Source organism: Gallaecimonas zhanjiangensis, from assembly GCF_057624825.1.
In genome coordinates this window covers 2,324,550-2,348,623 of the sequence record NZ_CM172603.1, presented here as the reverse complement: position 1 = coordinate 2,348,623, position 24,074 = coordinate 2,324,550, and the positions used below count along the sequence as shown (strand labels likewise).

Sequence of the window (24,074 nt, the reverse complement as noted above, 5' to 3'; positions counted from 1 at the left end):
TGGGATCTGAGCCAAAGTATGGAAGCGATTAGCTATTTTTCAAAAAAAGTGCCTGATTTCAGGGCAAAAGCAGCTTTTCTCTGTGGCCCTGACAAGATGAGCAGTACCAGCCGGTAAGCCGCTCCTGCAACGGGCGCAGCACATACCCTGCCAGCATCACCAGCAGCCACAAACCGCCCGTTACTAAAAACAGCAGCAGGTGCACATTACTGGAGAGGTTAAAGAGGGCGCTTTTTTGTTCGCGCCGCTGGCGACATTGGCGGCAGTGGTGGCGGTCTTGAAATGGCATGGTCAACGTTCCTTGTCAAAAGGTGTTTTAGCGCTACGTAATGCATTCCTGACTGGATCATCTTGTCTATCATGCTTTGCTGAAAAAAGGGCCGGTTGGCCCTTTTTTTATCCGCTGATGCCTACTTTGAGGCGGGCGTGGCTGCTCACCTCGCGCCAGCGGCGGCGAAGGCCGGTCAGGCTCTGGTAGCAAAGGGGAACCAGAAACAGGCTGACCAGGGTTGAAAGCAGCAGGCCGCCGATAATGGCGATGGCCATAGGGGCGTAGCTGGGGCCGCCGCCGCCGATGCGGGTACCGCCAAGGGCCAGCGGCACCAGCCCCAACACCGTGGTGGCAACGGTCATCAAGATGGGGCGAAGCCGCTCGCCGCAAGCGGTGACAATCATCTCCTGAAGCGGGCCGGCATCTTTAAGCTGATTGATGCGGTCCACCAGCACAATGCCGTTGTTCACCACGATGCCCATCAGCACCAGCAGGCCAATCATGCCCATGATGGTCATGGGGTTGCCGGTCAGCCAGAACGCCCAGAACGCGCCGGTCATGGAGTAGAAGATGGCGGTGATGATGGCCAGCGGCATCAGCACCGACTCAAACAGCGCCGCCATCACGATGTAGATCATCACCAGCGCCAGCAGCATGTTAACCATCATCGCCTGCTGGCCTTCATCTTGGTTTTTAAAGCGGCCATCCAGGCTCCAGCGGTAGCCAGGCGGCAGGGCCACCTGCGCCATCATGGCGCTGATCTGCTGGCGAGCCTCGGACAGGGGCAGCTTCTCCAAGTTGGCGCCGATGGCCACCGTGGTCTGGCGGTCGTAGCGTTTGATGGCGCCCACCTGGGGCTGCTCTTCGATGCGAGCCACCTGTTCCAGGCGAATCAGCTTGCCGTCACTGAGCCCCACCGGCAGCCTTTTTAGCATGGCAAGATCCCGGTGGCTTTGATGGTCGCTAAAGAGGGTGACATCGGTTTCCCCCTGGTCGTTACGCAGGGTTCTTGCCGGGGCGCCGCGAAGGGCGAGGCTAATTTGCTCGGCCACGGTGTTGGCTTTAAGCCCCAGGGCGTCCAGGCGCTCGGCGATGGGGTAGATACGAATTTCCCGGGCCAGGGCGTCTTGGTCGGCCCGCACGTCGGTCAGCCCCTTGATGGTGGCAAGCTGAGGCACCAGCTCGCCGGCGAGTGCCCGCAGCCGCTCGCTGGACGGCCCTTGCAAGGTAAGGCGCACGCCGTCGCCGCCGCCGTTGGACCAGCCAAACTGGGGCCGGGCCAGGGCGGTTTTGGGCCAATGCTCACGGAGGGTCTTTTTAAGGGCATCCCTTGGTATCACCGCCGGTTTTGCCAGCAGCAAAGTGAGGGTGGCTTCAGAGGGGGCGTAGTAGGAATAAACGCTGTCTACCCCCAACTCGTCCTTGTGGGCGTAGATGTAGGTTTCCATGCGGGTCACCTCCGCCTCTACCATGGCCAGGGGAAACTCGCCGGGCAGCGTCATGGAGATATACAGCTGCTTGTCGTCGCCGTCATAGCCGTCGTCGGAGGGCAACTGGCTCAGGGGCAGGAAGGTCGAGGCCCCCAGCAGGATAAACAGCAGCCAGGCTCTTACCGGCCGCGCCAGCAGCCAGCGCAGGGCTTTGAGGTAACGGGCCGGGGTTTTCGCCGCGATGGGCGCCTTGCCTGAATAGCGCTTAGTGAGCAGCGGAATGAGGGTAATGGCCAGCAGCAAGGAGGCTGCCAGGGAAATGCAGATGGCCACCGACACATGTTTTAGAAACACCGTCAGCTCAATCTTGGCGCCAAAGAGGTTGGGCAGGAACACGATGGCGGTGGTCAAGGTGCCGGCCGCCATGGCCAGCGCCACCTTGTTCACCCCTTCGGTCACCGCCTCATCGCCACTCAAGCCCCGGGCCCGCTCAGTGGCGATGGACTCCACCACCACCACGGCGTTGTCCACCAGCATGCCTACGGCCAGCATCAGCCCCATCATCGACAGAATATTGAGGCTCAGCCCCATGAAGTACATCACCGCCAGGGTCAGGCAGATGGCAAAGGGCACCGACAGCACCACTACGGCGGTCATGGCAAAGCGGCGCAAAAAGGCAAAGAGCACCAGGGCCGACAGCGCCGCCCCCACCATGCCCGATTGCAACAGGCCAGACAGGGAGTCCTGCACCGACTGGGCCTGGTTTTCCATCACGTAGAGGCGTACCCCATCGAGGGCCGGGTTGTGCTCGGCGTCTTTGATGACCTTGAGCACCTCACCGGCCACATCCACCAGGTTGGCGCCGGACTCCTTGTAGACATCAAGGCCGACGGCGTAGGTCTGGTCAAAATGGCGGCCTTCACGGCGCTCGGGCTCGCCAACGCTGATGTTAGCCACGTCTTTTAGCTGCACGGCAGGGGTGAGGTAGATATCGCCGGCGTCTTTGGGGCTTAGCCAAGTGCCGTTGGGGTGCACCAGCCATTGCTGGTGGACGCCATAAATGTTGCCCGCCGCCAGTTGAAAGTTGGCCGCCTGCAGCCGCTTGGCCACCGCCAGCGGGCTCAGAGACATGGCGTAGAGGCGCTCGGCGCTAAGGTCGATTTTCAGCTCCGGCTTGTCGACGCCATAAAGCTGCACCTTGGACACCCCGGGCAGCCGCTCCAAGGGGCGTTTTAGTTCACGGTCCAACAGCTCATAGGCGGTGGCAAAGTCGGTCTTGCCGGAAAGGCGCAGGGTTAGCACCGGCATGTCGCTGGTTGAAAACTGCACCACAAACACCCTTTCGACGTCTTTGGGCAGCAGGTGGCGGATGCTATCAATCTGCTCGCGGGCCTCAATGCTCTTGGCGTTGACATTGGTGGCCCAGTCGAATTCCATCTCGATAGAGGCGCCGTCGCTGGTGGACTCGGATTTCATCTCCTTGACCCCAGAAAGCCCCGCCAGGGCCTCTTCGATGGGGCGGGTGATGTTGGTTTCCACTTCCTGAGGGGTGGCGTTGGCGTAGGGGACCTGCACGCTGATTTGCGGGATCTCGATGCCCGGCCACATCTCCAGCGGCAACCAGCGGGAGGCCAGAAAGCCCATCATCAACATGGAGATAGACACCATCAGCACCGTTACCGGGCGCTTTAACGACAGGCTGGCAAGGCGAGCGGCGGCGTTATTCATGAGCGCTCTCCCGGCTGGTGAGCTTAAGCAGTACCGGCAGCACAATCAGGGTCAGCAAGGTGGCAAACACCAGCCCCGACATCACCGCGATGGCCATAGGCGCCCGCACTTCACTGCCGTCGCCAAAGCCCAGCACCATGGGCAGCAGCCCCAGCACTGTGGTCAGGGTGGTCATAACGATGGGGCGCAGCCGGCTTTGGGCTGATTGAATGATGGCGCTTTGCAGGGCGGCGCCCTCGGCGCGCAGCTGGTTAACCCGGTCAATCAGCACGATGGCGTTATTAACCACAATGCCGGCCAGCATGATAAGGCCGATAAACACCACTACTGACAGCGGCGTGTTGGTCAGCCACAGCCCCAATGCGGCGCCGGCGCCGGCCAAGGGTACGGTCACCAGAATCAGCAGCGGCTGGATAAAAGACTCAAATTGCGAGGCCATCACCAGGTACACCAGGAAAATCGCCACCAGCAACGCCGCTTCGAGGGACGAGAACGCCGCCTGGCGCTCGCCGCTTTGGCCGCCCAGCTCTAAGTGCACGTCTGGGGGCAGTTTGAGGCTGGCAATCACCGCCTTGGCCGCCTGTTCGCCCTCTTTTAAGTCGCCTTGGGCGATGGCGGCGTCCACCAGGGCGACCCGCGACTGGTCAATACGGGTAATTTCGCTCGGCCCCATGCGCTGGCTGACCTTGGCCACTGCCGAGAGCGGCAGCTGTGGGGTTATCCAAAGCCCGGCCACGTCTGCCACTTCATCGCGGTGGCTGTCGTCCAGGCGCACCAGCATGTCGATTTTGCGGTCATCCAGTTGGTACTGGGAGGCCAGCGCACCTTTTACCTTGTCGGCGATGCGATGGCCCACTTGTGGCGCGGTCAGCCCAAGGCTTGCCAGGCGGGCGTGGTCAAAATCCACGGTCAGCTCCGGTTGGCCACTGGCCAGCGCCGCTTTGATGTCGGTAAAGCGGCTTTGGCTCTCAAGGCCCGCTGCCACCAGCCGCGACGCGGTGGCCAGGCTATCGAGGTTATGGCCGCTTATTTCGATGCTCAGGTCCTGGTTGAAGCTAAAAAGCGCCGGCCGGTTGAACTGGCCTTCCACGCCGGGCCGCAGATCCAGCGCCTGGCGAATGGTGTCAATCACCTGCGCTTCGTCGCTGCTGTGGTTCAGCACCACGTTCAGGCGACCCTTGTTGGGCCTGTTATCCGCCGCCCCTTGGTTGGCCAGCAAGGCGCCGCCAGCTTGGGTGTAGGCGTGTTTTACCCGGGGGTCGTCTTTTAAAACCTGCGCTAGCTGGTTCAGAGCCTTATCGGTGTCTTCCAGGCGAGCGCCGGCTGGCAAGGTGAGGTCTAAAAAGAATTCGCCCTGGGCAAGGTTGGGCAGCAAGGCCACCGGCAAGCGGGTGGCCAGGGCGCCGCAGGTACCCACCACCAGCACCAGTGCCCCAAGGGTCAACCAGGGCCGGGCCAGGCAACGTGGCAGCAGCGCGTTGTAGCTCTGGGCAAGGCCGTTAAAGCCTGCGCCAAAGGCGCTTCGCAGCGGCCAGAACAGCAAGCCCAGCAGTCGGCCTGCCTGGCGCCACAGCCAGTAAAAGGCGGCCAGCAGCCACATCAGCGGCAAGGCGCGGCGGCGAAGGGGCGGAGTGCTTTTTACGGTATCCGTTACCTTGCCACGGGCGGCCAGCATCGGAATAAGGCTCAGCGCCACCAGCAAGGATACCGACAGGGCAAAGGTCACGGTCAGGGCCTGGTCGCGAAACAGCTGGCCGGCAATGCCTTCAACAAACACCAGCGGCACAAATACCGCCAGCGAGGTAAGAGTCGAGGCGGTAATGGCACCAGCAACCTCGGTGCCGCCCTTGTGAGCCGCTTCCAGAGGCGAAAGCCCCTGGGCCCGGTAACGGGCTACGTTTTCCAGCACCACGATGGCGTTATCCACCAGCATGCCCACCGCCAGGGCGAGCCCCCCCAGGGACATGATGTTGAGGCTGACATGCTCGAACAGCATCAGGTTAAAGGTGGCGATAACCGACACCGGAATGGCCAGGGAGATAATGGCGGTGGCTTTGAAATCCCGTAAAAAAAGGTACAGCACCAGCATCGCCAACAGGCCGCCAAGCCAGGCCGAGTCCATCACTTCCTTGATGGCGTTGTCGATAAAGGTGGATTGATCGTAAAGCAGGGTAAGGGTGGCGCCGGGGGGCAGCATTTTTTCAAGGCGCGGCAGGGCGGCCTTGACTGCAGTGGCCATGGCCACAGTGTTGGCGTCCCCTTCTTTGTAGAGGGCGAGCTCAATCATCTGCTGGCCGTTGACCCGGCTGATGGCATCCGGCTCCTTGTGGCCGTCCTTGACGGTGGCAATGTCTTTGAGCCGCACGCCGTCGGCCACCCAGGTATCGCCTATGGCGTCCAGACTGGTGTACTGGTTAAGAGTCCGCACCAAAAGATCGCGGCCACTGTCTTCGATGCGGCCACCGGCCAGGTTGATGTTCTCGGCTTTTAGGCGATCGGCAATGTCTGCAAGGCTCAGGCCTAGCTGCGAGGCTTTGACATCGTCCACCAGAATCTGAATTTCCTGCTCCAAACCGCCACCGGGGCGCACGCTGGCCACGCCGTCTATGCCTTCAAGGCGCTGCTTGAGGTCGTCGTCGGCAAAGCTGCGAAGGGCTTTGAGATCGCCTTCGGGGGCGCTTAGGGCCAGGCGCAGCACCGGGTCCAGGTTGGGGTTGTAGCGAAGGATAATGGGCGGCTGCACGTCAAGGGGCAGCAGCACCAAGTCGAGTTTTTCCCGCACTTCAAGGCTGGCCCAGTCCATGTCGGTGCCCCACTCGAACTCCAGCACCACATCGGAGCGGCCAGGGCGCGAATAGGAGGTCAGGCGTTTGAGGCCCTTGACCACCCCCACCGATTCCTCGACGGGTTTGGAGATGAGGGTTTCTATCTCCAGCGGCGCCGCGCCGTCGTAATCGGTGCGAATGGTCAGGGTCGGGTAGCTCAAGTCCGGCAGCAAGGTCACCGCCAGTTTGCCAAGGGCGACCATGCCAAACAGCATCACCGCCAGGGTCATCATGGCCACCGTCACCGGGCGGCGGACGGAAAACGCAACCAGGCTGTTCATCCGGCGATAACCTCAACTTCGGCTTTGTCCTTGAGGTGATGCTGGCCAAGGGTGACCACTTCGGCGCCGGGTGTCAGGCCATTGACCTCCACCCAATCTTTGTCGCCGTTACCCAGGGTGACGGTCTTGAGGCTGGCCACGCCGTTTTCGATAACAAAGAGCTTATAGGCGCCGTTCTGGTTGATAAGGGCTTGGCGCGGCACCAGATGGGCGTCGGGGTGCAGGTTGTATTCAATCTGCACGTTGGCAAACATGCCTGGCATCAGCCGACCGTCGCTGTTGGCAAGGTGCAGGGTCAGGCGCGCGGTTCCGGTTTTAGGGTCCACCACCGGGCTTAGGCGGGTTATTTCGGCGTTAAAGCGTTGGCCGGGCAGGGCGGCAAAGGTGCAGTGGGCGCCGTGGGTGTTTTTCAGCTGGCCCAGGTATTGCTCCGGTACGGCGATATCCAGGCGCAGATCCTGGTGCTGAACGATGTCAAACAGCGGCTGGTCGGGATTCACCAGGTTGCCGGCTTTAATATAGCGGCGCGAGATGGTGCCGCTAATGGGCGCCTTGACGGTGGCGTATTTCAGGTCAAGCTCGGTCAGCCCCAACTGGGCCTTGAGGCTGGCCAAAGACTGCTCCAGTTTGTCCAGGGTATCGGCGCTCACCAGCTTTTTGGCGTAGAGGTTACGGGTGCGCTCCAGCTCCTGGGACACCGACCGTACCTGGGCGGCCATGCGGTCACGCTCGAACTGGTAGCGGTCCGGCTCGATGCGGGCCAACACCTGCCCGGCCTTCACCTCGTCTCCTTCTTCGATATCGAAAGACTCCACCAAGCCCGACACCCTTGCTACTACCTGGGCTTCGTGCTCGGCGCTCAGGGTGCCGTGGCTTTCAAAGCGGGCCGCCATGGGCGCCACTTTGACGATGGCAATGTTGACCGGGATCTTGACGGCTTTTTCCTGGGTGTCTTTGAGGGCAGTGGCTTCACCGGAAGAGCAGGCGCTCAGCACCAGGGCCAGGCTCAGGGCAATAAGAGACTTTTGCATGACGTGTTCCTTAACGTTCGCAGATGCTCTTAATTAGCGAGGGCCGTGCCAAGATTTTTATTTGTTTAAAATCATTTAGTTATGTTTTTGTGTTCAGGCTGTGTTGGTAAATTTCACCACTGCGTGGCGAAATTGATCGCAAAAGGTTAAAAAACGCCCGGCCTTAGTGGCCGGGGCGGTAACCGTCGTTGAGGCTGCCCAAAAAGGCGATGATGTCCTTGATTTGGGCGGCGCTTAGCGCGGGGCTATCGCCGGGGTGGCGATCAAAGGGCGCGTCGGTGGTGTCGATGTTGGCTTGGTAGCGCCTTGGCAGGTCGTTAAAGGCCAACACCTTGCCGCTTGGGTCTTTGGGGTAGAAGCGCTCTGGCGCCAAATCCCGGTACACATACCAGTCCAGCACTTCATTGAGGGACGAAAAGACGCCGTTGTGGAAAAAGTGGCGGCGTCTGGCGCTGTTGCGAAGGCTTGGGGTCAGGAACATGCCGCAGTATTGGGTCTGGGCCTGTAAGTCTTGCCGAAAGGGGCCGCACAGGCCCAAATCAAACCAGTGGGGGTTGTGGTTGGCCACAATGGCTGGGTTGCGGGGTACGCCCAAGGCTTCATATTGAAAGTCGGTAAAAAGCGGCGGCAGGCCGTCTTTACTGACCGTATCCAGGTGGCAGGCCGCGCAGTTACCGGCTTTGGGGTCGTTAAAGGCCAGATAGCCGCGCAGCTCGCTCTGGCTGAGCTTCGCCTTACCTTGCAGCCAGGCATCAAAGCGGCTGCTAAAGGGGTGAAAGGCGGTGTCTTCCATCTGGTAGCGGGCGATGGCAAACATCGCTTCGCTTACCGCCTGGCGCGGGCTGTCAAACACCTGCTCGCCAAAGAGGCGCTGCATCTGCTGGCGATAAGGCCCACTGGCCAGGGCCTTGGCCACGAAGGTCTCGGAAGGGGCCGCCATCTCCACCGGGTTAAACAGAGGGCCGCTTGCCTGCTGCTGCAAGGTGTCGGCGCGGCCGTCCCAAAAGAGACCGCCCATGGGCACCAGGTTGGCGGCAGAGCGCGCGGTATTGCTGGCGCTCTTGTTCGCGTGGGTACTGGCTGCGGCCAACGCCGCCTGCTGCTGCACCGTCAGCACCTGGTCGTTGTCGCCTGGCGCATCAGGGCCTATGGAAAAAAGCGGCTGGCGGTAGAGGTATTTAAGGGAAGGCACCGCCCTGAAGCCTTGCTGGTGCAGGGCCGGGCCGCCGGCCATCAAGGCGGCATTGCCTAGTGGCCCGTAGTCGGCCTCGGGGCTGTGGCAACTGGCGCAGGCCAGTTGCCCGGAGCCAGACAAGGTTTTATCAAAAAAAAGCCCCTTACCCAGTTCGGCCATGGCCGAGAGCGGCTTTGGCGCAGGCAATAACAGTGCCTTGGGGTGAGGGTTGATGCCAAAGCTGAGTTTCAGGGCATCGACGGGATGAATCCAACTGGCAAGGCTCAGAGGGGAAAGGCCCACCAGTGCGATAAGCGCCAGCGCTGGCAACAGCAGCCAGCGCGCTTTTAATAGGTGTGTTACTGACATCAGCAATCAAGGCCGCCCGCAGGCGGCCTTTTCACTCAGGCTTGGTGATGATGATGCTGGTCGCGGCCTTTTACCGGGGTGCCAAGATCCGGGTCAAGGAACAGCGGCTTCTCATCACGGTGTTTGAAATCAAACATGTCCATGATACTGCCGGCGCCTGCATCAAAGGAGCCGCCACCCAGGCGCTGCCCGGCCAGCCAGTTGTCTTCGATAAAGCGGACAATGGAGGCTTGGCTGATGGGGGTGTGGCTCACGTAGTTGCGCTTGGCAAAGGGAGAGAGCACCAAAAAAGGGACCCGGGTACCGGGGCCGCAGCGGCCGTTGACCGGCTTGCCGGCAAGGCCATCCGGGGCATCGCCGCGGCCGCAGACTCCGTCACCGCCGAGCTTGTCGGCGTCATCATAAGAGGCATGGGTGGGCGCCTGGTAGGCATGGTCGTACCAACCGTCGGAGTCGTCCCAGGCAACGATGATGGCGGTATTTTTCCAATCCGGTTGCTGCTCGAGGAAGTTGACCACCTTGGCGATAAAGGCCTGTTCGTCCAGCGGATCGGAATAACCGGCGTGGCCGTCTTGGAAGGCGGGGGCCTTGAGATAGGACACCGCCGGGTAGTTGCCGGCTTTGACGGCGGCAAAGAAGTCGGTCAGGTCGTACTCGTGGTTGGCTGGCTCGGCGGTTTTACCGTCAGCGAGGGTGGAGTAACCGATGGCCAACACCGAAGAGGGGCGGGCATGGCTGGGGTTGGCGGTGGACTGGTAATACTGGAACCAGGCGTGGTGCGGGATGTAGTCGGTCACGCTGCTGCTCACCACCTGGGAATAGGTGCTGCGCTGGCAGTCGGTGGAGCCGTTGGCGTTATTGGCGCTAAGGTCAAAACCGCCCATAAAGCTGCCCCAGCTGATGTTTTTGCTGTTGAGCAGATCGCCGATGTTTTTGCCGGTCATCCAGGCCTGATCGGTGGCCGAGGAACAAACATCGGTGGCCGGGTCGACGTCGTTGATCATGGTGTAGCCGCCCTGGCCGTCATCCACGTAGTAAGAGTGCTTGGACGATTCCACCAATTGCAGGCCGTTGGTCTGGCCCGATACCGCTTCCAGGGCGCCGGGGGTGGAGGGGCCGTAGGTGTCGGTGTAGGCGTTGTCGCTCATGGCAAAACGCTGCGCGTAGTGCCACAGCGCAGTGACGGTATTGCCGTCGAAATAGCCCATGACCTGGCCCTTGGTACCAAAGGCGCCCACGTTACCAGCCGAGCCGCGGCCGGTGTATTTGGGGAAGAGGTCGGCCTTGCCGCCGTCATAGGCCTGCTGCTCGGCGCTGTAGGCGTGGTTTTGGTCGGCAGTGTTGGCCTGGGTGCGGTCTAGGCGAAAGGGATTGGCCGCATCGCTGCCGTTGGCGCTGTTGGTGGCATTGGGGTTGTTGCTAAGCAGCCCGGCACTGACCAGGTTGTTGACCTTAGGGGTGTGGGGCAGGGCATGGAACGCCGGCTCGCCATCAGGGTTGGTGGCCCTTGGGTAAGTGGCAAAGTAGTGATCAAAAGAGACGTTTTCGCTGTACAGCACCACCAGGTGTTTGATGGGCGTTTGGGTTGCAAGGTGGTCGGCCTGGGTGTGATGAGGATGAGCCAAGGCCAGAGCAGGGAATGCGCTAAGGGCAAGCGCCAGGGAAACGGAGGTCAAACGAAACATCGGTATCTTCCTTATGGACGGGCGTATCGGATGAAAGAAATAAAATGGCAATAACGCGCGTTGGCAGCCCATGGTCGGCAATCAAATTGACACCGGTATGTCAGTTTTATTGCAAGGGCTGAGAATCGGGGCGGCTTGGCTGTGGCGGCATGAAAAAGGGACCCGAAGGTCCCTTTGCTTATTTGTGGGTGGCCTGGTCGTAGAATTTTTCCAGGTCGTCCGCCAGTTCTTTGTGGGCGGTGGGGTTGAGGTAAATCATGTGGCCTGAAGGGTAGTAGCCAAACTGCAGGTTTTTCTGCAGAGATTTTGGCAGCTCCATATGGGCCAAATCGAACTCGGTGCCGAAAAACGGCGTGGCCAAGTCGAAGTAACCGTTGGCGCTGAACACCTTGAGGTAAGGGTTGGTGCGCATGGCGTTACCGAGATCGGCGACCACGTAAGGCATGGGCACCGGCCAGTGGCTGCCGGGCACGGCGTGTTTCCAGTCCCAAGTGCGGATGGCGTCCATGGCGAACAGCTTATAGGGCACCTTGCTCTCGAATTTGAGGTCGTTGGCCAGGTAGCTGTTAAAAGCGGCCACAAAGGCGCCGGTAACGGCGGTGTCGGAAGCGTCGGTGTCCGGGGTTTCGCCGGCGGCGTCTTCATCGATACCCATGAAGCGGCCATCGTAGCGGCCCACGGTCAGGCGTTCGTCACGCATCAGCTCTTTACGGAAGCGGCTGGGGTCAACCTGCAGGTTGGCCTCTTTGATGTACTGCACGGAAAGGCCGGTGTACTGATGCAGCTTCTGGGCGACGGCGTCGGCCTCGCTTTCAGAGATGTTCTGGCCCTGAGCCAGGGCATGGGCGTACTCGCCGCTGGCAAAGTCGCGCACTTCTTTAAGGAAAGGCGCCAGCTCAGCCGGTTTGTTGGCCAGCTTATTGTGGTACCAGGCGATGGCGGCGTAGGTGGGCAGGTTGTTGATGTATTCGCGGTCCAGGCCGGGCATCTCGGCGCCGTAGTTGAGGATGCTCGATACCAGCACCACGCCATTCATGGTCACGCCGTCTTCTTGCAGGCGGTTAACCAGAGCTGCGGAGCGGGTAGTGCCGTAGGACTCGCCCATCAGGAACTTGGGGTCGTTCCAGCGCTTGTTGACGGTGACATAACGCTCGATAAAGCGGGCAAAGGCGTCAACGTCCTGGTCTACACCCCAGAACGGCTTGGAAGGGTCTTCCTTCTTGCCGCCTTTGTCGGCCTTGTCGTCTTTAGGGGCAATACCGTGGGAAAAACCGGTGCCCATGGCGTCGATAAACACCAGATCGGATTTATCCAGGATGCTGTTGGGGTTGGCCGTGACTTTGTAAGGCGGCGGCGCCGTGGGTTTACCGTCGGCGGTTTGCACCATCACAGGGCCAACCGAGCCCATGTGCAGCCAGATGGAAGACGAGCCTGGGCCACCGTTATAAAGGAAGGTGACCGGCCGTGGCTTGTCGCTTTTGACGGTATAGGCAACGTAGAACACCGAGGCGTCGGCGGTACCGTCGTCTTTACGGATCAGCAGGTTACCGGCAGTTGCCTTGTAATCGATGCTGTCGCCGTGCAGGCGCACTTCGTGGCTGGTGGTAACCGCGTCTTCCTTGGGCTCGGCGGTTTGGGATTGTTGCTGGGGTTCATGGTCGGTCGCGGCCATGACCGATGCCATAGGCGCGGCGGCCAGGCAGGTGATCAAGAGGTGTTTGGCAAAATGCATGTCGATACTCTCAGCTTCCTGAACGATGTTGTTATCAGGGCTGCCCTGGTTGGATGAAAAGTGCTCTTTCGAGACGGCGTGACAGGGGCAGCTTTATCAGCATGCGCTTTTAAGCGGAGGGATAGAACCGTTATAACGTACGGTTTGCGGCGTGAAACTAACGTTTTAACGAAAAAAAAGAGCGGCTAAGCCGCTCTTTTTGATTCTGGACAACCTTACTTCTTGGAAGCAAAGTCGCGCAGAGTCTGGCCAACATACAGCTGACGGGGACGGCCGATTTTGGCAGTCGGGTCAGAGTGCATTTCGTTCCAGTGAGCGATCCAGCCGATGGTACGGGACATGGCGAAGATCACGGTGAACATGGAAGTGGGGATACCGATGGCCTTGAGGATGATACCGGAGTAGAAGTCCACGTTGGGGTAGAGCTTCTTCTCAACGAAGTATTCATCAGACAGGGCAATGCGCTCCAGTTCCATGGCCACATCCAGCAGCGGATCCTGGATATTCAGCTCCTTGAGCACCTGGTGGCAGGTTTCACGCATCACTTTGGCACGGGGGTCAAAGTTTTTGTAGACGCGGTGACCAAAGCCCATCAGGCGGAACGGATCGTCCTTGTCCTTGGCGCGAGCCACGAACTCGGGGATACGGTCAACAGAACCAATCTCTTCAAGCATGCGCAGGCAGGCTTCGTTGGCGCCGCCGTGGGCAGGGCCCCACAGGGAGGCGATACCGGCTGCGATACAGGCGAAGGGGTTGGCACCGGAGGAGCCGGCCAGACGCACAGTAGAAGTAGAAGCGTTCTGTTCGTGGTCGGCGTGGAGGATGAAGATCTTATCCATGGCGTCGGCCAGGATCGGGTTCACCTTATAGTCTTCACACGGGGTGGCGAACATCATGTGCAGGAAGTTTTCTGCATAAGACAGTTCGTTACGCGGGTAGATGTAAGGCTGGCCGATGCTGTGCTTGTAGCACATGGCAGCGATGGTCGGCATTTTGGACAGCAAGCGGAAGGCCGCTACTTCGCGATGGCGAGGATTGCTGATGTCCAAAGAGTCGTGATAGAACGCAGACAGGGCGCCGACTACACCACACATGACAGCCATGGGATGCGCGTCAGGGCGGAAGCCCTGGAAGAAAGCGCGCAGCTGCTCATTGAGCATGGTGTGGGTTTTAACGATGTTACGGAACTCGTCAAACTGCTCTTTATTGGGGGCTTCGCCGTAGAGCAGGATGTAGCACACTTCCAGGTATTCTGCCTTTTCGGCCAATTGGTCGATGGGGTAGCCACGGTGCAGCAAAACACCTTTACCGCCGTCGATAAAGGTAATGGCAGATTCGCAGGATGCAGTGGCCAGGAAGCCAGGGTCAAAAGTGAAAAGACCGTGTTTGCCCAAAGTTCGGACGTCGATTACGTCCTGGCCGGCGGTGCCAGAAAGGATAGGCAATTCAATAGCTTCCTTGCCTTCCACCATAAGTTTGGCAATATTTTCCGCCATACAACATGTCTCCTTTGGTCGTGAATTCGTCGATGTTGCGGTCGCAAACAGCCGCCCTTTTTAATCGCAAATGGTCCGATTTGTCAATTTAAGACAAATTTGGGATTTGTCGAATTACCCTAAATGGCACCTTTATTTAATGGGTCATATTTGCACTTTCTGAAAGGCACAATTGCATCTGAACTCTTGCTTTCAAGGTACTGATAATCCGCAGAACGCAGAGTGATTTGTGATCGAGCTCAAGTCGTTGAAATTGGCATCTTGGCTCATTATACTTGGCCCCGGGTTGGCCTTGCCGGCTTTGCCGTATGCTGTCTGACTTTTTATCAGTCACCCAGTTGCATGTTTCCGCTTTCGGGACATGACCAGCGAAGCCCAGGGGCACCTCCATCCGGTTTAGCTGGTGATACAACAACAAAGGCTCATTAAGAGCCGAGTGGGCAGACATCGTGAAAAAGCAAAGACCTGTCAATTTAGAATTGCAGACCATCCGCTTTCCAATTACTGCTATTGCGTCAATCCTCCACCGCGTTTCTGGCGTTATCATGTTCTTTGCCGTTGCCATCCTGATGTGGATGCTGGCCAAGTCCCTGTCGTCTGAAGCCGGCTTTGCTGCCGTGCAAAGCATGATGAGTGGCTTTTTTGCCAAGTTCATCGTTTGGGGCATCTTGACCGCTCTGGCATACCACTTGGTAGGCGGTATCCGTCACTTGATCATGGATATGGGTTATTGGGAAGAACTTCCCAGCGGTAAAGCCTCCGCTTCCGCCGCCTTTATCATCACCGTGATCCTTTCCGTTCTTGCAGGAGTGTGGCTATGGTAACTAATGCAGGCACCCTCGGCCGCACTGGCGTCCATGACTACGTCCTGGTGCGGGCCTCCGCCGTTGTAATGACACTTTATGTGTTGTTCCTTGTTGGCTTTCTCGTTATTACCCCCGACCTGACCTACGCTACCTGGACTGCTTTTTTCAGCAATCTGGGCGTTAAGGTATTCACTCTTCTGACCCTGATCAGCCTGTTGGCACACGCCTGGATTGGCCTGTGGCAGGTTCTGACTGACTACGTCAAACCGACTGGCCTTCGCATCGTGCTGCAGTTCGTACTGAACATCATTGCCTTTGCCTATGTGATCAGCGGCTTTGTGATTCTGTGGGGTGTGTAAGTGACTATTCCAACTTATGAATTCGATGCAGTGGTAGTGGGTGCCGGCGGTGCCGGTATGCGCGCTGCGCTGCAAATTTCCAAAGAAGGCAAGAGCTGCGCTCTGCTGTCTAAGGTGTTTCCGACCCGTTCCCACACTGTTTCCGCTCAGGGCGGTATCACTGTGGCACTGGGCAACACCCATGATGACAACTGGAAATGGCACATGTATGACACCGTCAAAGGCTCCGATTACATCGGTGACCAAGACGCTATCGAGTACATGTGTAATGTAGGCCCTGAAGCCATCCTCGAACTCGAGCACATGGGCCTGCCTTTCTCCCGTCTGGAGAACGGCAAAATCTACCAGCGTCCCTTTGGCGGCCAGTCCAAAAACTTTGGTGGCGAGCAGGGCGCTCGTACCGCTGCTGCTGCTGACCGTACCGGCCACGCCCTGCTGCACACCCTGTATCAGCAGAACGTGAAGAACAACACCACCGTGTTCTCCGAGTGGTACGCGCTGGATCTGGTAAAGAACAGCGAAGGCCACATCGTTGGCTGTACCGCCATCGACATCGAAACCGGTGAAGTGGTGTACTTCAAGTCCAAGGCTGTTGTACTGGCTACCGGCGGTGCCGGTCGTATCTTCCAGTCCACCACCAATGCCCACATCAACACCGGTGACGGCGTTGGTATGGCCAGCCGTGCAGGTGTTCCCCTGCAGGACATGGAAATGTGGCAATTCCACCCCACCGGTATCGCCGGTGCCGGCGTGCTGGTAACCGAAGGTTGCCGCGGCGAGGGTGGTTACCTGCTGAACAAAGACGGCGAGCGCTTCATGGAGCGTTATGCACCTAACGCCAAGGACCTTGCGTCCCGTGACGTGGTGGCCCGTTCCATGATGATCGAAATCCGTGAAGGCCGTGGCTTTGACGACCCCCACATGGGTCCTCACTGTAAGCTCAAGCTCGATCACCTGGGTAAGGAAGTTCTGGAAAGCCGTCTGCCCGGCATCCTGGAACTGTCCCGCACTTTTGCCCACGTGGACCCGGTTAAAGAGCCGATCCCCGTTATCCCTACCTGTCACTACATGATGGGTGGTATTCCTACCAACGTTCATGGCCAAGCTATCAAGCAGGTCGATGGCAAGGACGAGCCGGTTGTCGGCCTGTTCGCGGTAGGTGAGATTGCCTGTGTATCCGTACACGGCGCCAACCGTCTGGGCGGTAACTCCCTGCTTGACCTGGTGGTCTTCGGCCGTGCGGCCGGTCTGCATCTGGGCAAGGCTCTGGACGAATTGCCAGCGCCTAGCGTTACCGATGAAGACATCGAAAACGCCCTGGTGCGTTACAACCGCTGGGAAAGCAACAAGACTGGCGAAGACCCGGTTCAGATCAAAAAAGATCTGCAAAACTGCATGCAGCGTAGTTTCTCTGTGTTCCGTGAAGGCGAAGCCATGGCCGAAGGCCTGGAGGAACTCAAGAAAATCCGCGAGCGTGTCAAAAACGCCCGTCTGGACGACACCTCCAAGGAATTCAACACTCAGCGTATCGAGTGTCTGGAACTGGACAACCTGGTGGAAACCGCATTCGCGACCGCCCTGGCTGCCAACTTCCGTACCGAATCCCGTGGCGCCCACACCCGCTTTGACTTCCCGGATCGTAACGACGAAGAGTGGCTGTGCCACAGCTTGTTCGACCCGATCACCAGTGAGATGAGCCGCCGCGAAGTCAACCGCGCGCCGACCCTGCTGACTGATGAAGAGCTGGTGAAGTTCAAGCCCAAGGCGCGGACCTACTAAGGAGTACGGGATGAAAGTTACATTTTCTGTTTACCGGTACAACCCGGACGTCGACGCCAAGCCGCGCATGCAGGACTACAGCCTGGACGTGCCGGACGGCTCCGACCTGATGGTGCTGGACGCGCTTATTCGTCTGAAGGAACAGGACCCGACCCTGTCCCTGCGCCGTTCCTGCCGTGAAGGGGTTTGTGGCTCCGACGGTATGAACATGAACGGTAAGAACGGCCTGGCCTGTATCACCCCGCTGTCAGCCCTTGGCAAGCACGTGGTGATCCGTCCGCTGCCTGGCCTGCCGGTTATCCGCGACCTGGTCGTGGACATGGGCCAGTTCTATACCCAGTGGGAAAAGGTCAAGCCTTACCTGCTCAACGACAGCAAGCAACCGCCGGCTCGCGAGTTCCTTCAGTCTCCTGAAGAACGCGCCAAGCTTGACGGCATGTACGAGTGTATTCTCTGCGCTTGCTGCTCCACTTCCTGCCCTTCTTTCTGGTGGAACCCGGACAAGTTCATCGGCCCTGCCGGTCTGCTTGCCGCTTACCGCTGGCTGGCCGACAGCCGCGATACCGCCACCGAGGAACGTTTGGCCGGTCTGGAAGACCCATTCAGCGTATTCCGCTGCCATGGCATCATGAACTGTGTGAACGTGTGTCCTAAAGGGTTGAACCCCACCAAGGCCATCGGTCACATCAAGTCCATGCTGCTTAAGCGGGCTGTTTAGTCTCGTGCTTCCTCAGCCTGGACTGGGGACCGAGCGCTAGCTAAATAGCCACGCCTCTGCCGAGGGGTGGCTATTTTTTTGAAAAAGAAAGAAGGTGGCTGTGGTAACAGCAGCCGTTTAAACCAGGCCAATCCCAACTGCGAGAAAACGCGAGGTTCAAGGGATCACTATGCACGAAGGCACAATGCAGGCGTGGCTGGAATCGTCTCCCTTTGCGGGCGGTAATGCCAGCTACATCGAGGAGCTCTACGAGAGCTACCTGGAAGACCCAAGTTCTGTACCCTCAGAATGGAAAGCCGAGTTCGACAAGCTTCCCAAGGTCAAAGAAGGCTTTCCTGAAGCCAATTTCAGCCAAATCCGCGAGCAATTCCGGGTCATGGCATCGCAACCCCGACGTTTTGTCAGCGCCTCCGGCGACGGCGTAGACGCCAAGCAGGTTAAAGTCCTGCAACTCATCAACGCCTATCGTTTCCGTGGTCACCAACACGCCAACCTCGACCCTCTGGGCCTGTGGCAGCAAGAGCGTGTTGCTGAACTGGACCCGGCCTTCCACAGCCTCGACAGTTCCGATAACGACAAGGCTTTCCACGTCGGCTCCCTGGCGGTCAAAGATGAGACCATGAAGCTGGGCGCGCTGACTGACCTGCTGAAGAAAACCTACTGCGGCCCCATCGGCGCCGAGTACATGCATATCGTCAACACCGAAGAAAAGCGCTGGATCCAATCCCGCTTGGAAGCGGTTGCCGGTTCTGGCACCTTCAGCAAAGAAGACAAAACCCGCATTCTGAACAGCCTGACCGCTGCCGAAGGCCTGGAAAAATACCTGGGTGCCAAGTTCCCTGGTGCCAAGCGTTTCTCCTTGGAAGGTGGTGATGCCCTGGTACCTATGGTCAAGGAAATCATCCGCCGCGCTGGCGAGCAGGGCGTCAAAGAAACCGTGATCGGCATGGCCCACCGTGGCCGCTTGAACATGCTGGTCAACGTGCTGGGTAAAAAGCCTCAGGATCTCTTTGACGAGTTCGCCGGTAAGCACAAGGACACCCTGGGTAGCGGTGACGTGAAGTACCACATGGGCTTCAGCTCCGACTTCGCCACCCCGGGCGGCAATATGCACCTGGCACTGGCCTTCAACCCTTCGCACCTGGAAATCGTTAACCCGGTAGTAATGGGCTCCGTACGTGCCCGTATGGACCGCCGTGGCGACAAAGACGGTTCCAAAGTGCTGCCGATCACCGTGCACGGTGACGCGGCCATCGCCGGCCAAGGTGTGGTTGCCGAGACCTTCAACATGTCTCAAACCCGCGCTTACGGTGTGGGCGGTACCATCCGTATCGTCATCAACAACCAAGTGGGTTTCACTACCTCCAAGCGCGAAGATGCCCGTTCCACCCAGTACTGTACCGACATCGCCAAGATGGTACAGGCGCCCATTTTCCACGTGAACGGTGACGATCCGGAAGCAGTGGTATTTGTGTCGCAGCTGGCCCTGGATTATCGCAACACCTTCAAGCGTGACGTGGTGATTGACCTGGTGTGCTACCGCCGCCATGGCCACAACGAAGCGGACGAGCCCAATGCGACTCAGCCGCTGATGTACCAGAAAATCAAGAGCCACCCGACGCCGCGCGCTATCTACGCTGACCGTCTGGCCAGTGAAGGCAGCGTCTCTGCCGACGAAGCCAAGGCTCTGTCCGACGGTTATCGTGACCAGCTGGACAAAGGCGAGTGTGTGGTTGAAGAGTGGCGTCCCATGAGCGAGCACAGCTCCGACTGGAACCCCTACCTCAATAAAGAGTTCGACGCCGCCTACAACTCCGGTATCAAAACCGAGAAGTTGGCTGAGCTGGGTACGACCCTTGCCACTATCCCTGACGACGTGAAACTGCAGCGCCAGGTTGGCAAGATCTATGAAGATCGGCTGCTGATGGCCAAAGGTGAGAAAGCCCTGGACTGGGGTATGGGTGAAACTCTGGCTTATGCTGGCCTGCTCGATGAGGGCTACCATGTCCGCATCACCGGCCAAGACGTGGGCCGTGGCACCTTCTTCCACCGCCACGCTGTGCTGCACAACCAGACCGACGCTTCCGAGTACCTGCCGCTGGCCAACCTCAAGCAGGACCAAGGCAAGCTGGATATCTACGACTCGGTATTGTCTGAAGAAGCGGTACTGGCTTTTGAATACGGCTACAGCTCTGCCGAGCCACGCGGCCTGTTCATTTGGGAAGCCCAGTTCGGTGACTTCGTTAACGGTGCCCAGGTGGTTATCGACCAGTTCCTGAGCTCCGGCGAGCAGAAATGGGGCCGTCTGTGCGGTTTGACCATGCTGCTGCCCCACGGCTACGAAGGCCAAGGCCCTGAGCACTCCAGTGCCCGCCTTGAGCGCTTCTTGCAGCTGTGCGCTGACAACAACATGCAGGTTTGCGTACCCTCTACTCCGGCCCAGGTGTTCCACATGCTGCGCCGCCAGGTAGTGCGTCCGGTGCGTCGCCCGCTGATCGTGATGTCACCCAAGTCCCTGCTGCGCCACCCGCTGGCCGTTAGCAGCCTGGATGAGCTGGCGACCGAAGGCTTCCAGAACGTCATCAACGAAGTCGACGCCCTGGATCCGAAAAAAGTGAAGAAAGTGGTGTTCTGCGCCGGCAAGGTTTATTACGATCTGCTGGATGCGCGCCGCAAGAACGAGATTTCGGACATCGCCATCGTGCGTATCGAGCAACTCTATCCGTTCCCGGCCGAGGAAGTGCAGAAGGTGCTGGCCCAGTACAGCCATGTCACTGAATTTGCCTGGTGCCAGGAAGAGCCGAAGAACCAGGGCGCCTGGTACTTCATCCAGCACGACATCCGTGAGGCCCTGCCCAAAGGTGCCAACCTTGGCTATGCCGGTCGCAAAGCGTCCGCTGCACCGGCCGTGGGTTATGCCTCGGTGCACGCCAAGCAGCAGCAGGCGCTGGTCGCCGATGCACTCAACCTCGAAGTAAAAGATTAAGGCAAAAGGAACAATAGAATGAGCATCGAAATCAAGGTACCCGTCCTGCCGGAATCTGTGGCGGACGCCACCATCGCCACTTGGCACAAGAAACCCGGTGAAGCGGTCTCCCGTGACGAGAACCTGGTTGATATCGAAACCGACAAAGTGGTTTTGGAAGTACCCGCTCCTGAAGACGGCGTGCTGGGTGAGATCCTGTTCGAAGAAGGTGCCACCGTCACCGCCGAGCAAGTGATTGCCATCCTTAAAGCGGGTGCTGCCCCTGCTGCTGCTCCGGCTGCCGCTGCCGACGCGCCCAAGGCCGAAGCCGCTGCGCCTGCCGCTGCTGCTACCAGCGACGAAACCTCTGACGTGCTGAGCCCGTCTGTGCGTCGCGCCCTGGCTGAAAAAGGCCTGAGCCCGGAAGGCATCAAAGGCACTGGCGTGGGTGGCCGCATCACTAAAGAAGATGTAGACAACTACATCAAAAACGGTGCTGCCAAAGCCGCTCCGGCTGCCGCTGCAGCGCCTGCCATGAGCGAGCGCTCCGAGAAGCGCGTGCCCATGACCCGCCTGCGCAAAACCATTGCCAAGCGCCTGCTGGACGCCAAAAACAACACCGCCATGCTGACGACCTTCAACGAAGTCAACATGAAGCCGATCATGAGCCTGCGTAAGCAGTATCAAGAGATCTTCGAGAAGAAACACGGCATCAAGCTGGGTTTCATGTCCTTCTACGTGAAGGCGGTTGTTGAAGCGCTCAAACGTTTCCCCGATGTTAATGCCTCCATCGACGGCGACGACATCGTTTACCACAACTACTTCGACGTCAGCATTGCCGTATCCACGCCCAAAGGCCTGGTTACCCCTGTGCTGCGCGACGCCGACCAGATGGGTCTGGCTGACATCGAAAAAGCGATCCGCGACCTGGCCATCAAGGCCCGTGACGGCAAGCTGTCCATCGAAGACATGACCGGCGGTAACTTCACCATTACCAACGGCGGTGTATTCGGTTCGCTGATGTCTACCCCCATCATCAACCCGCCCCAAAGCGCTATCCTTGGCATGCACGCCATCAAGGATCGCCCCATGGCGGTGAATGGTCAGGTCGAGATCCTGCCGATGATGTACCTGGCCCTGTCTTACGACCACCGCATCGTCGATGGCCGTGAGTCCGTAGGCTTCCTGGTCACCATCAAGGACATGCTGGAAGATCCGACGCGTCTTCTGCTGGACGTTTAAGCTTTCAGGCAAAGGGGGGCCAAGGCCCCCCTAAATCTGGACGAAAGGCCGCAAGGCCTTTTTTGGGATGGTAGCCCCTAGCTGCCACAAACACGCAAAGAGACTGAGCATAATGAACTTGCACGAGTATCAGGCTAAGCAACTGCTCGCCGAGTACGGTCTGCCCGTATCCGAAGGCTTCGCGGTTGACAACCCTCAGGCTGCTGTAGAAGCTGCCTCCTCCATCGGCGGCTCCGAGTGGGTCGTAAAATGTCAGGTACACGCTGGTGGCCGCGGTAAAGCGGGCGGCGTAAAGGTCGTCGACTCTAAAGAGAAAGTGCGCGAATTTGCCGAGCACTGGCTGGGCAAAAACCTGGTGACTTACCAGACTGACGAGAAAGGTCAGCCGATCAACAAGATCCTGGTTGAATCCTGCACCGACATCGCCAAAGAACTGTACCTGGGTGCCGTTCTGGACCGCGCCAGCCGTCGCGTGGTGTTCATGGCTTCTACCGAAGGTGGCGTGGACATCGAAACCGTTGCTCACGAAACCCCTGAGAAGATCTTCAAAATGGCCCTCGACCCGCTGGTCGGCCCGCAGCCTTACCAAGGCCGTGAGCTAGCGTTCAAGCTGGGCCTCGAAGGCGACCAAATCAAGCAGTTCGTTAAGATCTTCATGGGTCTGGGCAAACTGTTCACCGATTACGATCTGGCCCTGCTGGAAATCAACCCGCTGGTCATCACCGACAAAGGCAACCTGCACTGCCTGGACGCCAAGATCAACATCGATTCCAACGCCATGTACCGTCAGCCCAAGCTGCGCGAAATGCACGATCCGTCTCAAGAAGACGCCCGTGAAGCCCGTGCTGCTCAGTGGGAACTGAACTACGTTGCCCTGGAAGGCAACATCGGCTGTATGGTTAACGGCGCTGGCCTGGCCATGGGTACCATGGACATCGTGAAATTGCACGGTGGCCAACCTGCCAACTTCCTGGACGTAGGCGGCGGTGCTACCAAAGAGCGCGTATCCGAAGCCTTCAAAATCATCCTGTCTGACGACGCCGTTAAAGCGGTACTGGTCAACATCTTCGGTGGCATCGTGCGCTGCGACATGATCGCAGAAGGCATCATCGGTGCTGTGGAAGAAGTCGGCGTGAAAGTGCCGGTTGTTGTTCGTCTGGAAGGTAACAACGCAGAGCTGGGCACCAAGAAGCTGGCCGAAAGCGGCCTGAACATCATTGCCGCCACCAGCCTGACTGACGCTGCCCAACAGGTTGTCAAAGCTGCGGAGGGTAAATAATGAGCGTTCTGATTAACAAAGATACCAAGGTCATCTGCCAAGGTTTCACCGGTGGTCAAGGTACCTTCCACTCCGAGCAAGCCATTGCTTACGGAACCAAGATGGTTGGCGGTGTGTCTCCGGGTAAAGGCGGCACCACTCACCTGGGTCTGCCGGTGTTCAACACCGTGCGTGACGCCGTAGAAACCACTGGCGCGACTGCCACTGTTATCTACGTTCCTGCTCCGTTCTGTAAAGACGCCATCCTCGAAGCTATCGACGCTGGTATCGAGCTCATCATCTGTATCACCGAAGGCATCCCGACCCTCGACATGCTGGACGTTAAAGTCAAGCTGCAAGAGACCGGCGTGCGCATGATCGGCCCGAACTGCCCCGGCGTTATCACTCCGGACGAGTGCAAAATCGGCATCATGCCTGGCCACATCCACAAGAAAGGTAAAGTGGGTATCGTTTCCCGCTCTGGCACCCTGACCTACGAAGCGGTTAAACAAACCACTGACGAAGGTTTCGGCCAGTCTACCTGTGTGGGTATCGGTGGCGACCCGATCCCGGGCTCCAACTTCATCGACATTCTGGAAATGTTCCAGAACGACGACGAAACCCAAGCCATCGTGATGATCGGTGAGATCGGCGGTACTGCTGAAGAAGAAGCGGCTGCCTACATCAAAGCCAACGTCACCAAACCGGTTGTGTCCTATATCGCCGGTGTAACTGCTCCTCCGGGCAAACGTATGGGCCATGCTGGCGCCATCATCTCCGGCGGTGCCGGTACTGCTGACGAAAAGTTCGCTGCTCTGGAAGACGCGGGTGTTAAAACCGTGCGCTCCCTGGCCGACATCGGCAAAGCCCTGCGCGAAGTAACCGGCTGGTAAGCTCGGTTGTTTTGCTAAAAAGCCGCCTTAGG

The 24,074-nt window shown here is 58.8% G+C and carries 16 protein-coding genes; 8 read left to right on the top strand and 8 right to left on the bottom strand.

What is annotated here, in order from left to right; genetic code table 11:
- Positions 1–58: 58 nt before the first annotated feature.
- The 8 genes from AC22G1_RS11200 to AC22G1_RS11165 all read right to left on the bottom strand — a co-directional run bounded on the left by AC22G1_RS11200 (position 59) and on the right by AC22G1_RS11165 (position 14,022).
- On the bottom strand, positions 59–289 hold the full coding sequence (locus AC22G1_RS11200) for a hypothetical protein (RefSeq protein ID WP_487313453.1): 231 nt from the start codon (positions 287–289) through the stop codon (positions 59–61).
- 107 nt (positions 290–396) lie between these two features.
- The gene (locus tag AC22G1_RS11195; RefSeq protein WP_487313452.1) at positions 397–3,429 is read right to left on the bottom strand and encodes an efflux RND transporter permease subunit; all 3,033 of its coding nucleotides are present in this window, start codon (positions 3,427–3,429) and stop codon (positions 397–399) included.
- Positions 3,422–6,535: an efflux RND transporter permease subunit gene (locus tag AC22G1_RS11190; RefSeq protein ID WP_487313451.1), complete on the bottom strand. Its 3,114-nt coding sequence runs from the start codon at positions 6,533–6,535 to the stop codon at positions 3,422–3,424. Before AC22G1_RS11190 ends, AC22G1_RS11195 begins: the two co-directional genes overlap by 8 nt.
- A complete protein-coding gene (locus AC22G1_RS11185; protein WP_487313450.1) occupies positions 6,532–7,566 on the bottom strand; it encodes an efflux RND transporter periplasmic adaptor subunit in 1,035 nt (344 codons plus the stop codon). Before AC22G1_RS11185 ends, AC22G1_RS11190 begins: the two co-directional genes overlap by 4 nt.
- 163 nt (positions 7,567–7,729) lie before the next feature.
- Positions 7,730–9,109: a cytochrome-c peroxidase gene (locus tag AC22G1_RS11180; protein WP_487313449.1), complete on the bottom strand. Its 1,380-nt coding sequence runs from the start codon at positions 9,107–9,109 to the stop codon at positions 7,730–7,732.
- Between the two features lie 35 nt (positions 9,110–9,144).
- Complete coding sequence (locus AC22G1_RS11175; RefSeq protein ID WP_487313448.1) at positions 9,145–10,794, bottom strand: phospholipase C; 1,650 nt, start codon at positions 10,792–10,794, stop codon at positions 9,145–9,147.
- Positions 10,795–10,972: 178 nt separating this feature from the next.
- Positions 10,973–12,526: a S10 family peptidase gene (locus AC22G1_RS11170; RefSeq protein ID WP_487313447.1), complete on the bottom strand. Its 1,554-nt coding sequence runs from the start codon at positions 12,524–12,526 to the stop codon at positions 10,973–10,975.
- A gap of 215 nt (positions 12,527–12,741) precedes the next feature.
- Positions 12,742–14,022, bottom strand: a complete 1,281-nt coding sequence (locus tag AC22G1_RS11165) for a citrate synthase (protein ID WP_123421720.1) — start codon at positions 14,020–14,022, stop codon at positions 12,742–12,744.
- Between the two features lie 446 nt (positions 14,023–14,468).
- Here AC22G1_RS11165 and sdhC point away from each other — a divergent pair, with 446 nt between their 5' ends.
- From sdhC to sucD, 8 genes are all read left to right on the top strand, one after another.
- A complete protein-coding gene (gene sdhC / locus AC22G1_RS11160) occupies positions 14,469–14,846 on the top strand; it encodes a succinate dehydrogenase cytochrome b556 subunit (protein ID WP_123421906.1) in 378 nt (125 codons plus the stop codon).
- Entirely contained in the window at positions 14,840–15,187 is a 348-nt protein-coding gene (gene sdhD, locus AC22G1_RS11155) for a succinate dehydrogenase, hydrophobic membrane anchor protein (RefSeq protein WP_050659992.1), read from the top strand. The genes sdhC and sdhD overlap by 7 nt, the downstream gene beginning before the upstream one ends.
- A gap of 57 nt (positions 15,188–15,244) precedes the next feature.
- Complete coding sequence (gene sdhA / locus AC22G1_RS11150) at positions 15,245–16,966, top strand: succinate dehydrogenase flavoprotein subunit (protein ID WP_464950910.1); 1,722 nt, start codon at positions 15,245–15,247, stop codon at positions 16,964–16,966.
- 10 nt (positions 16,967–16,976) lie between these two features.
- The gene (locus tag AC22G1_RS11145) at positions 16,977–17,684 is read left to right on the top strand and encodes a succinate dehydrogenase iron-sulfur subunit (protein ID WP_487313446.1); all 708 of its coding nucleotides are present in this window, start codon (positions 16,977–16,979) and stop codon (positions 17,682–17,684) included.
- Positions 17,685–17,853: 169 nt separating this feature from the next.
- Positions 17,854–20,670, top strand: a complete 2,817-nt coding sequence (locus AC22G1_RS11140) for a 2-oxoglutarate dehydrogenase E1 component (protein WP_487313445.1) — start codon at positions 17,854–17,856, stop codon at positions 20,668–20,670.
- 18 nt (positions 20,671–20,688) lie between these two features.
- Positions 20,689–21,891, top strand: a complete 1,203-nt coding sequence (odhB, locus tag AC22G1_RS11135; RefSeq protein WP_487313444.1) for a 2-oxoglutarate dehydrogenase complex dihydrolipoyllysine-residue succinyltransferase — start codon at positions 20,689–20,691, stop codon at positions 21,889–21,891.
- Between the two features lie 112 nt (positions 21,892–22,003).
- Positions 22,004–23,170: an ADP-forming succinate--CoA ligase subunit beta gene (gene sucC, locus AC22G1_RS11130; RefSeq protein ID WP_050659997.1), complete on the top strand. Its 1,167-nt coding sequence runs from the start codon at positions 22,004–22,006 to the stop codon at positions 23,168–23,170.
- Positions 23,170–24,042: a succinate--CoA ligase subunit alpha gene (gene sucD, locus AC22G1_RS11125; RefSeq protein ID WP_050659998.1), complete on the top strand. Its 873-nt coding sequence runs from the start codon at positions 23,170–23,172 to the stop codon at positions 24,040–24,042. The genes sucC and sucD overlap by 1 nt, the downstream gene beginning before the upstream one ends.
- Positions 24,043–24,074: the final 32 nt, after the last annotated feature.

Excerpts from the sequence above, each read along its gene's own strand:
- AC22G1_RS11200 (WP_487313453.1), bottom strand. The coding sequence starts at position 289 with ATGCCATTTCAAGACCGCCACCACTGCCGCCAATGTCGCCAGCGGCGC.
- AC22G1_RS11195 (WP_487313452.1), bottom strand. The coding sequence starts at position 3,429 with ATGAATAACGCCGCCGCTCGCCTTGCCAGCCTGTCGTTAAAGCGCCCG.
- AC22G1_RS11190 (WP_487313451.1), bottom strand. The coding sequence starts at position 6,535 with ATGAACAGCCTGGTTGCGTTTTCCGTCCGCCGCCCGGTGACGGTGGCC.
- AC22G1_RS11185 (WP_487313450.1), bottom strand. The coding sequence starts at position 7,566 with ATGCAAAAGTCTCTTATTGCCCTGAGCCTGGCCCTGGTGCTGAGCGCC.
- AC22G1_RS11180 (WP_487313449.1), bottom strand. The coding sequence starts at position 9,109 with ATGTCAGTAACACACCTATTAAAAGCGCGCTGGCTGCTGTTGCCAGCG.
- AC22G1_RS11175 (WP_487313448.1), bottom strand. The coding sequence starts at position 10,794 with ATGTTTCGTTTGACCTCCGTTTCCCTGGCGCTTGCCCTTAGCGCATTC.
- AC22G1_RS11170 (WP_487313447.1), bottom strand. The coding sequence starts at position 12,526 with ATGCATTTTGCCAAACACCTCTTGATCACCTGCCTGGCCGCCGCGCCT.
- AC22G1_RS11165 (WP_123421720.1), bottom strand. The coding sequence starts at position 14,022 with ATGGCGGAAAATATTGCCAAACTTATGGTGGAAGGCAAGGAAGCTATT.
- sdhD (WP_050659992.1), top strand. The coding sequence starts at position 14,840 with ATGGTAACTAATGCAGGCACCCTCGGCCGCACTGGCGTCCATGACTAC.
- sdhA (WP_464950910.1), top strand. The coding sequence starts at position 15,245 with ATGCGCGCTGCGCTGCAAATTTCCAAAGAAGGCAAGAGCTGCGCTCTG.
- AC22G1_RS11145 (WP_487313446.1), top strand. The coding sequence starts at position 16,977 with ATGAAAGTTACATTTTCTGTTTACCGGTACAACCCGGACGTCGACGCC.
- AC22G1_RS11140 (WP_487313445.1), top strand. The coding sequence starts at position 17,854 with ATGCACGAAGGCACAATGCAGGCGTGGCTGGAATCGTCTCCCTTTGCG.
- odhB (WP_487313444.1), top strand. The coding sequence starts at position 20,689 with ATGAGCATCGAAATCAAGGTACCCGTCCTGCCGGAATCTGTGGCGGAC.
- sucC (WP_050659997.1), top strand. The coding sequence starts at position 22,004 with ATGAACTTGCACGAGTATCAGGCTAAGCAACTGCTCGCCGAGTACGGT.
- sucD (WP_050659998.1), top strand. The coding sequence starts at position 23,170 with ATGAGCGTTCTGATTAACAAAGATACCAAGGTCATCTGCCAAGGTTTC.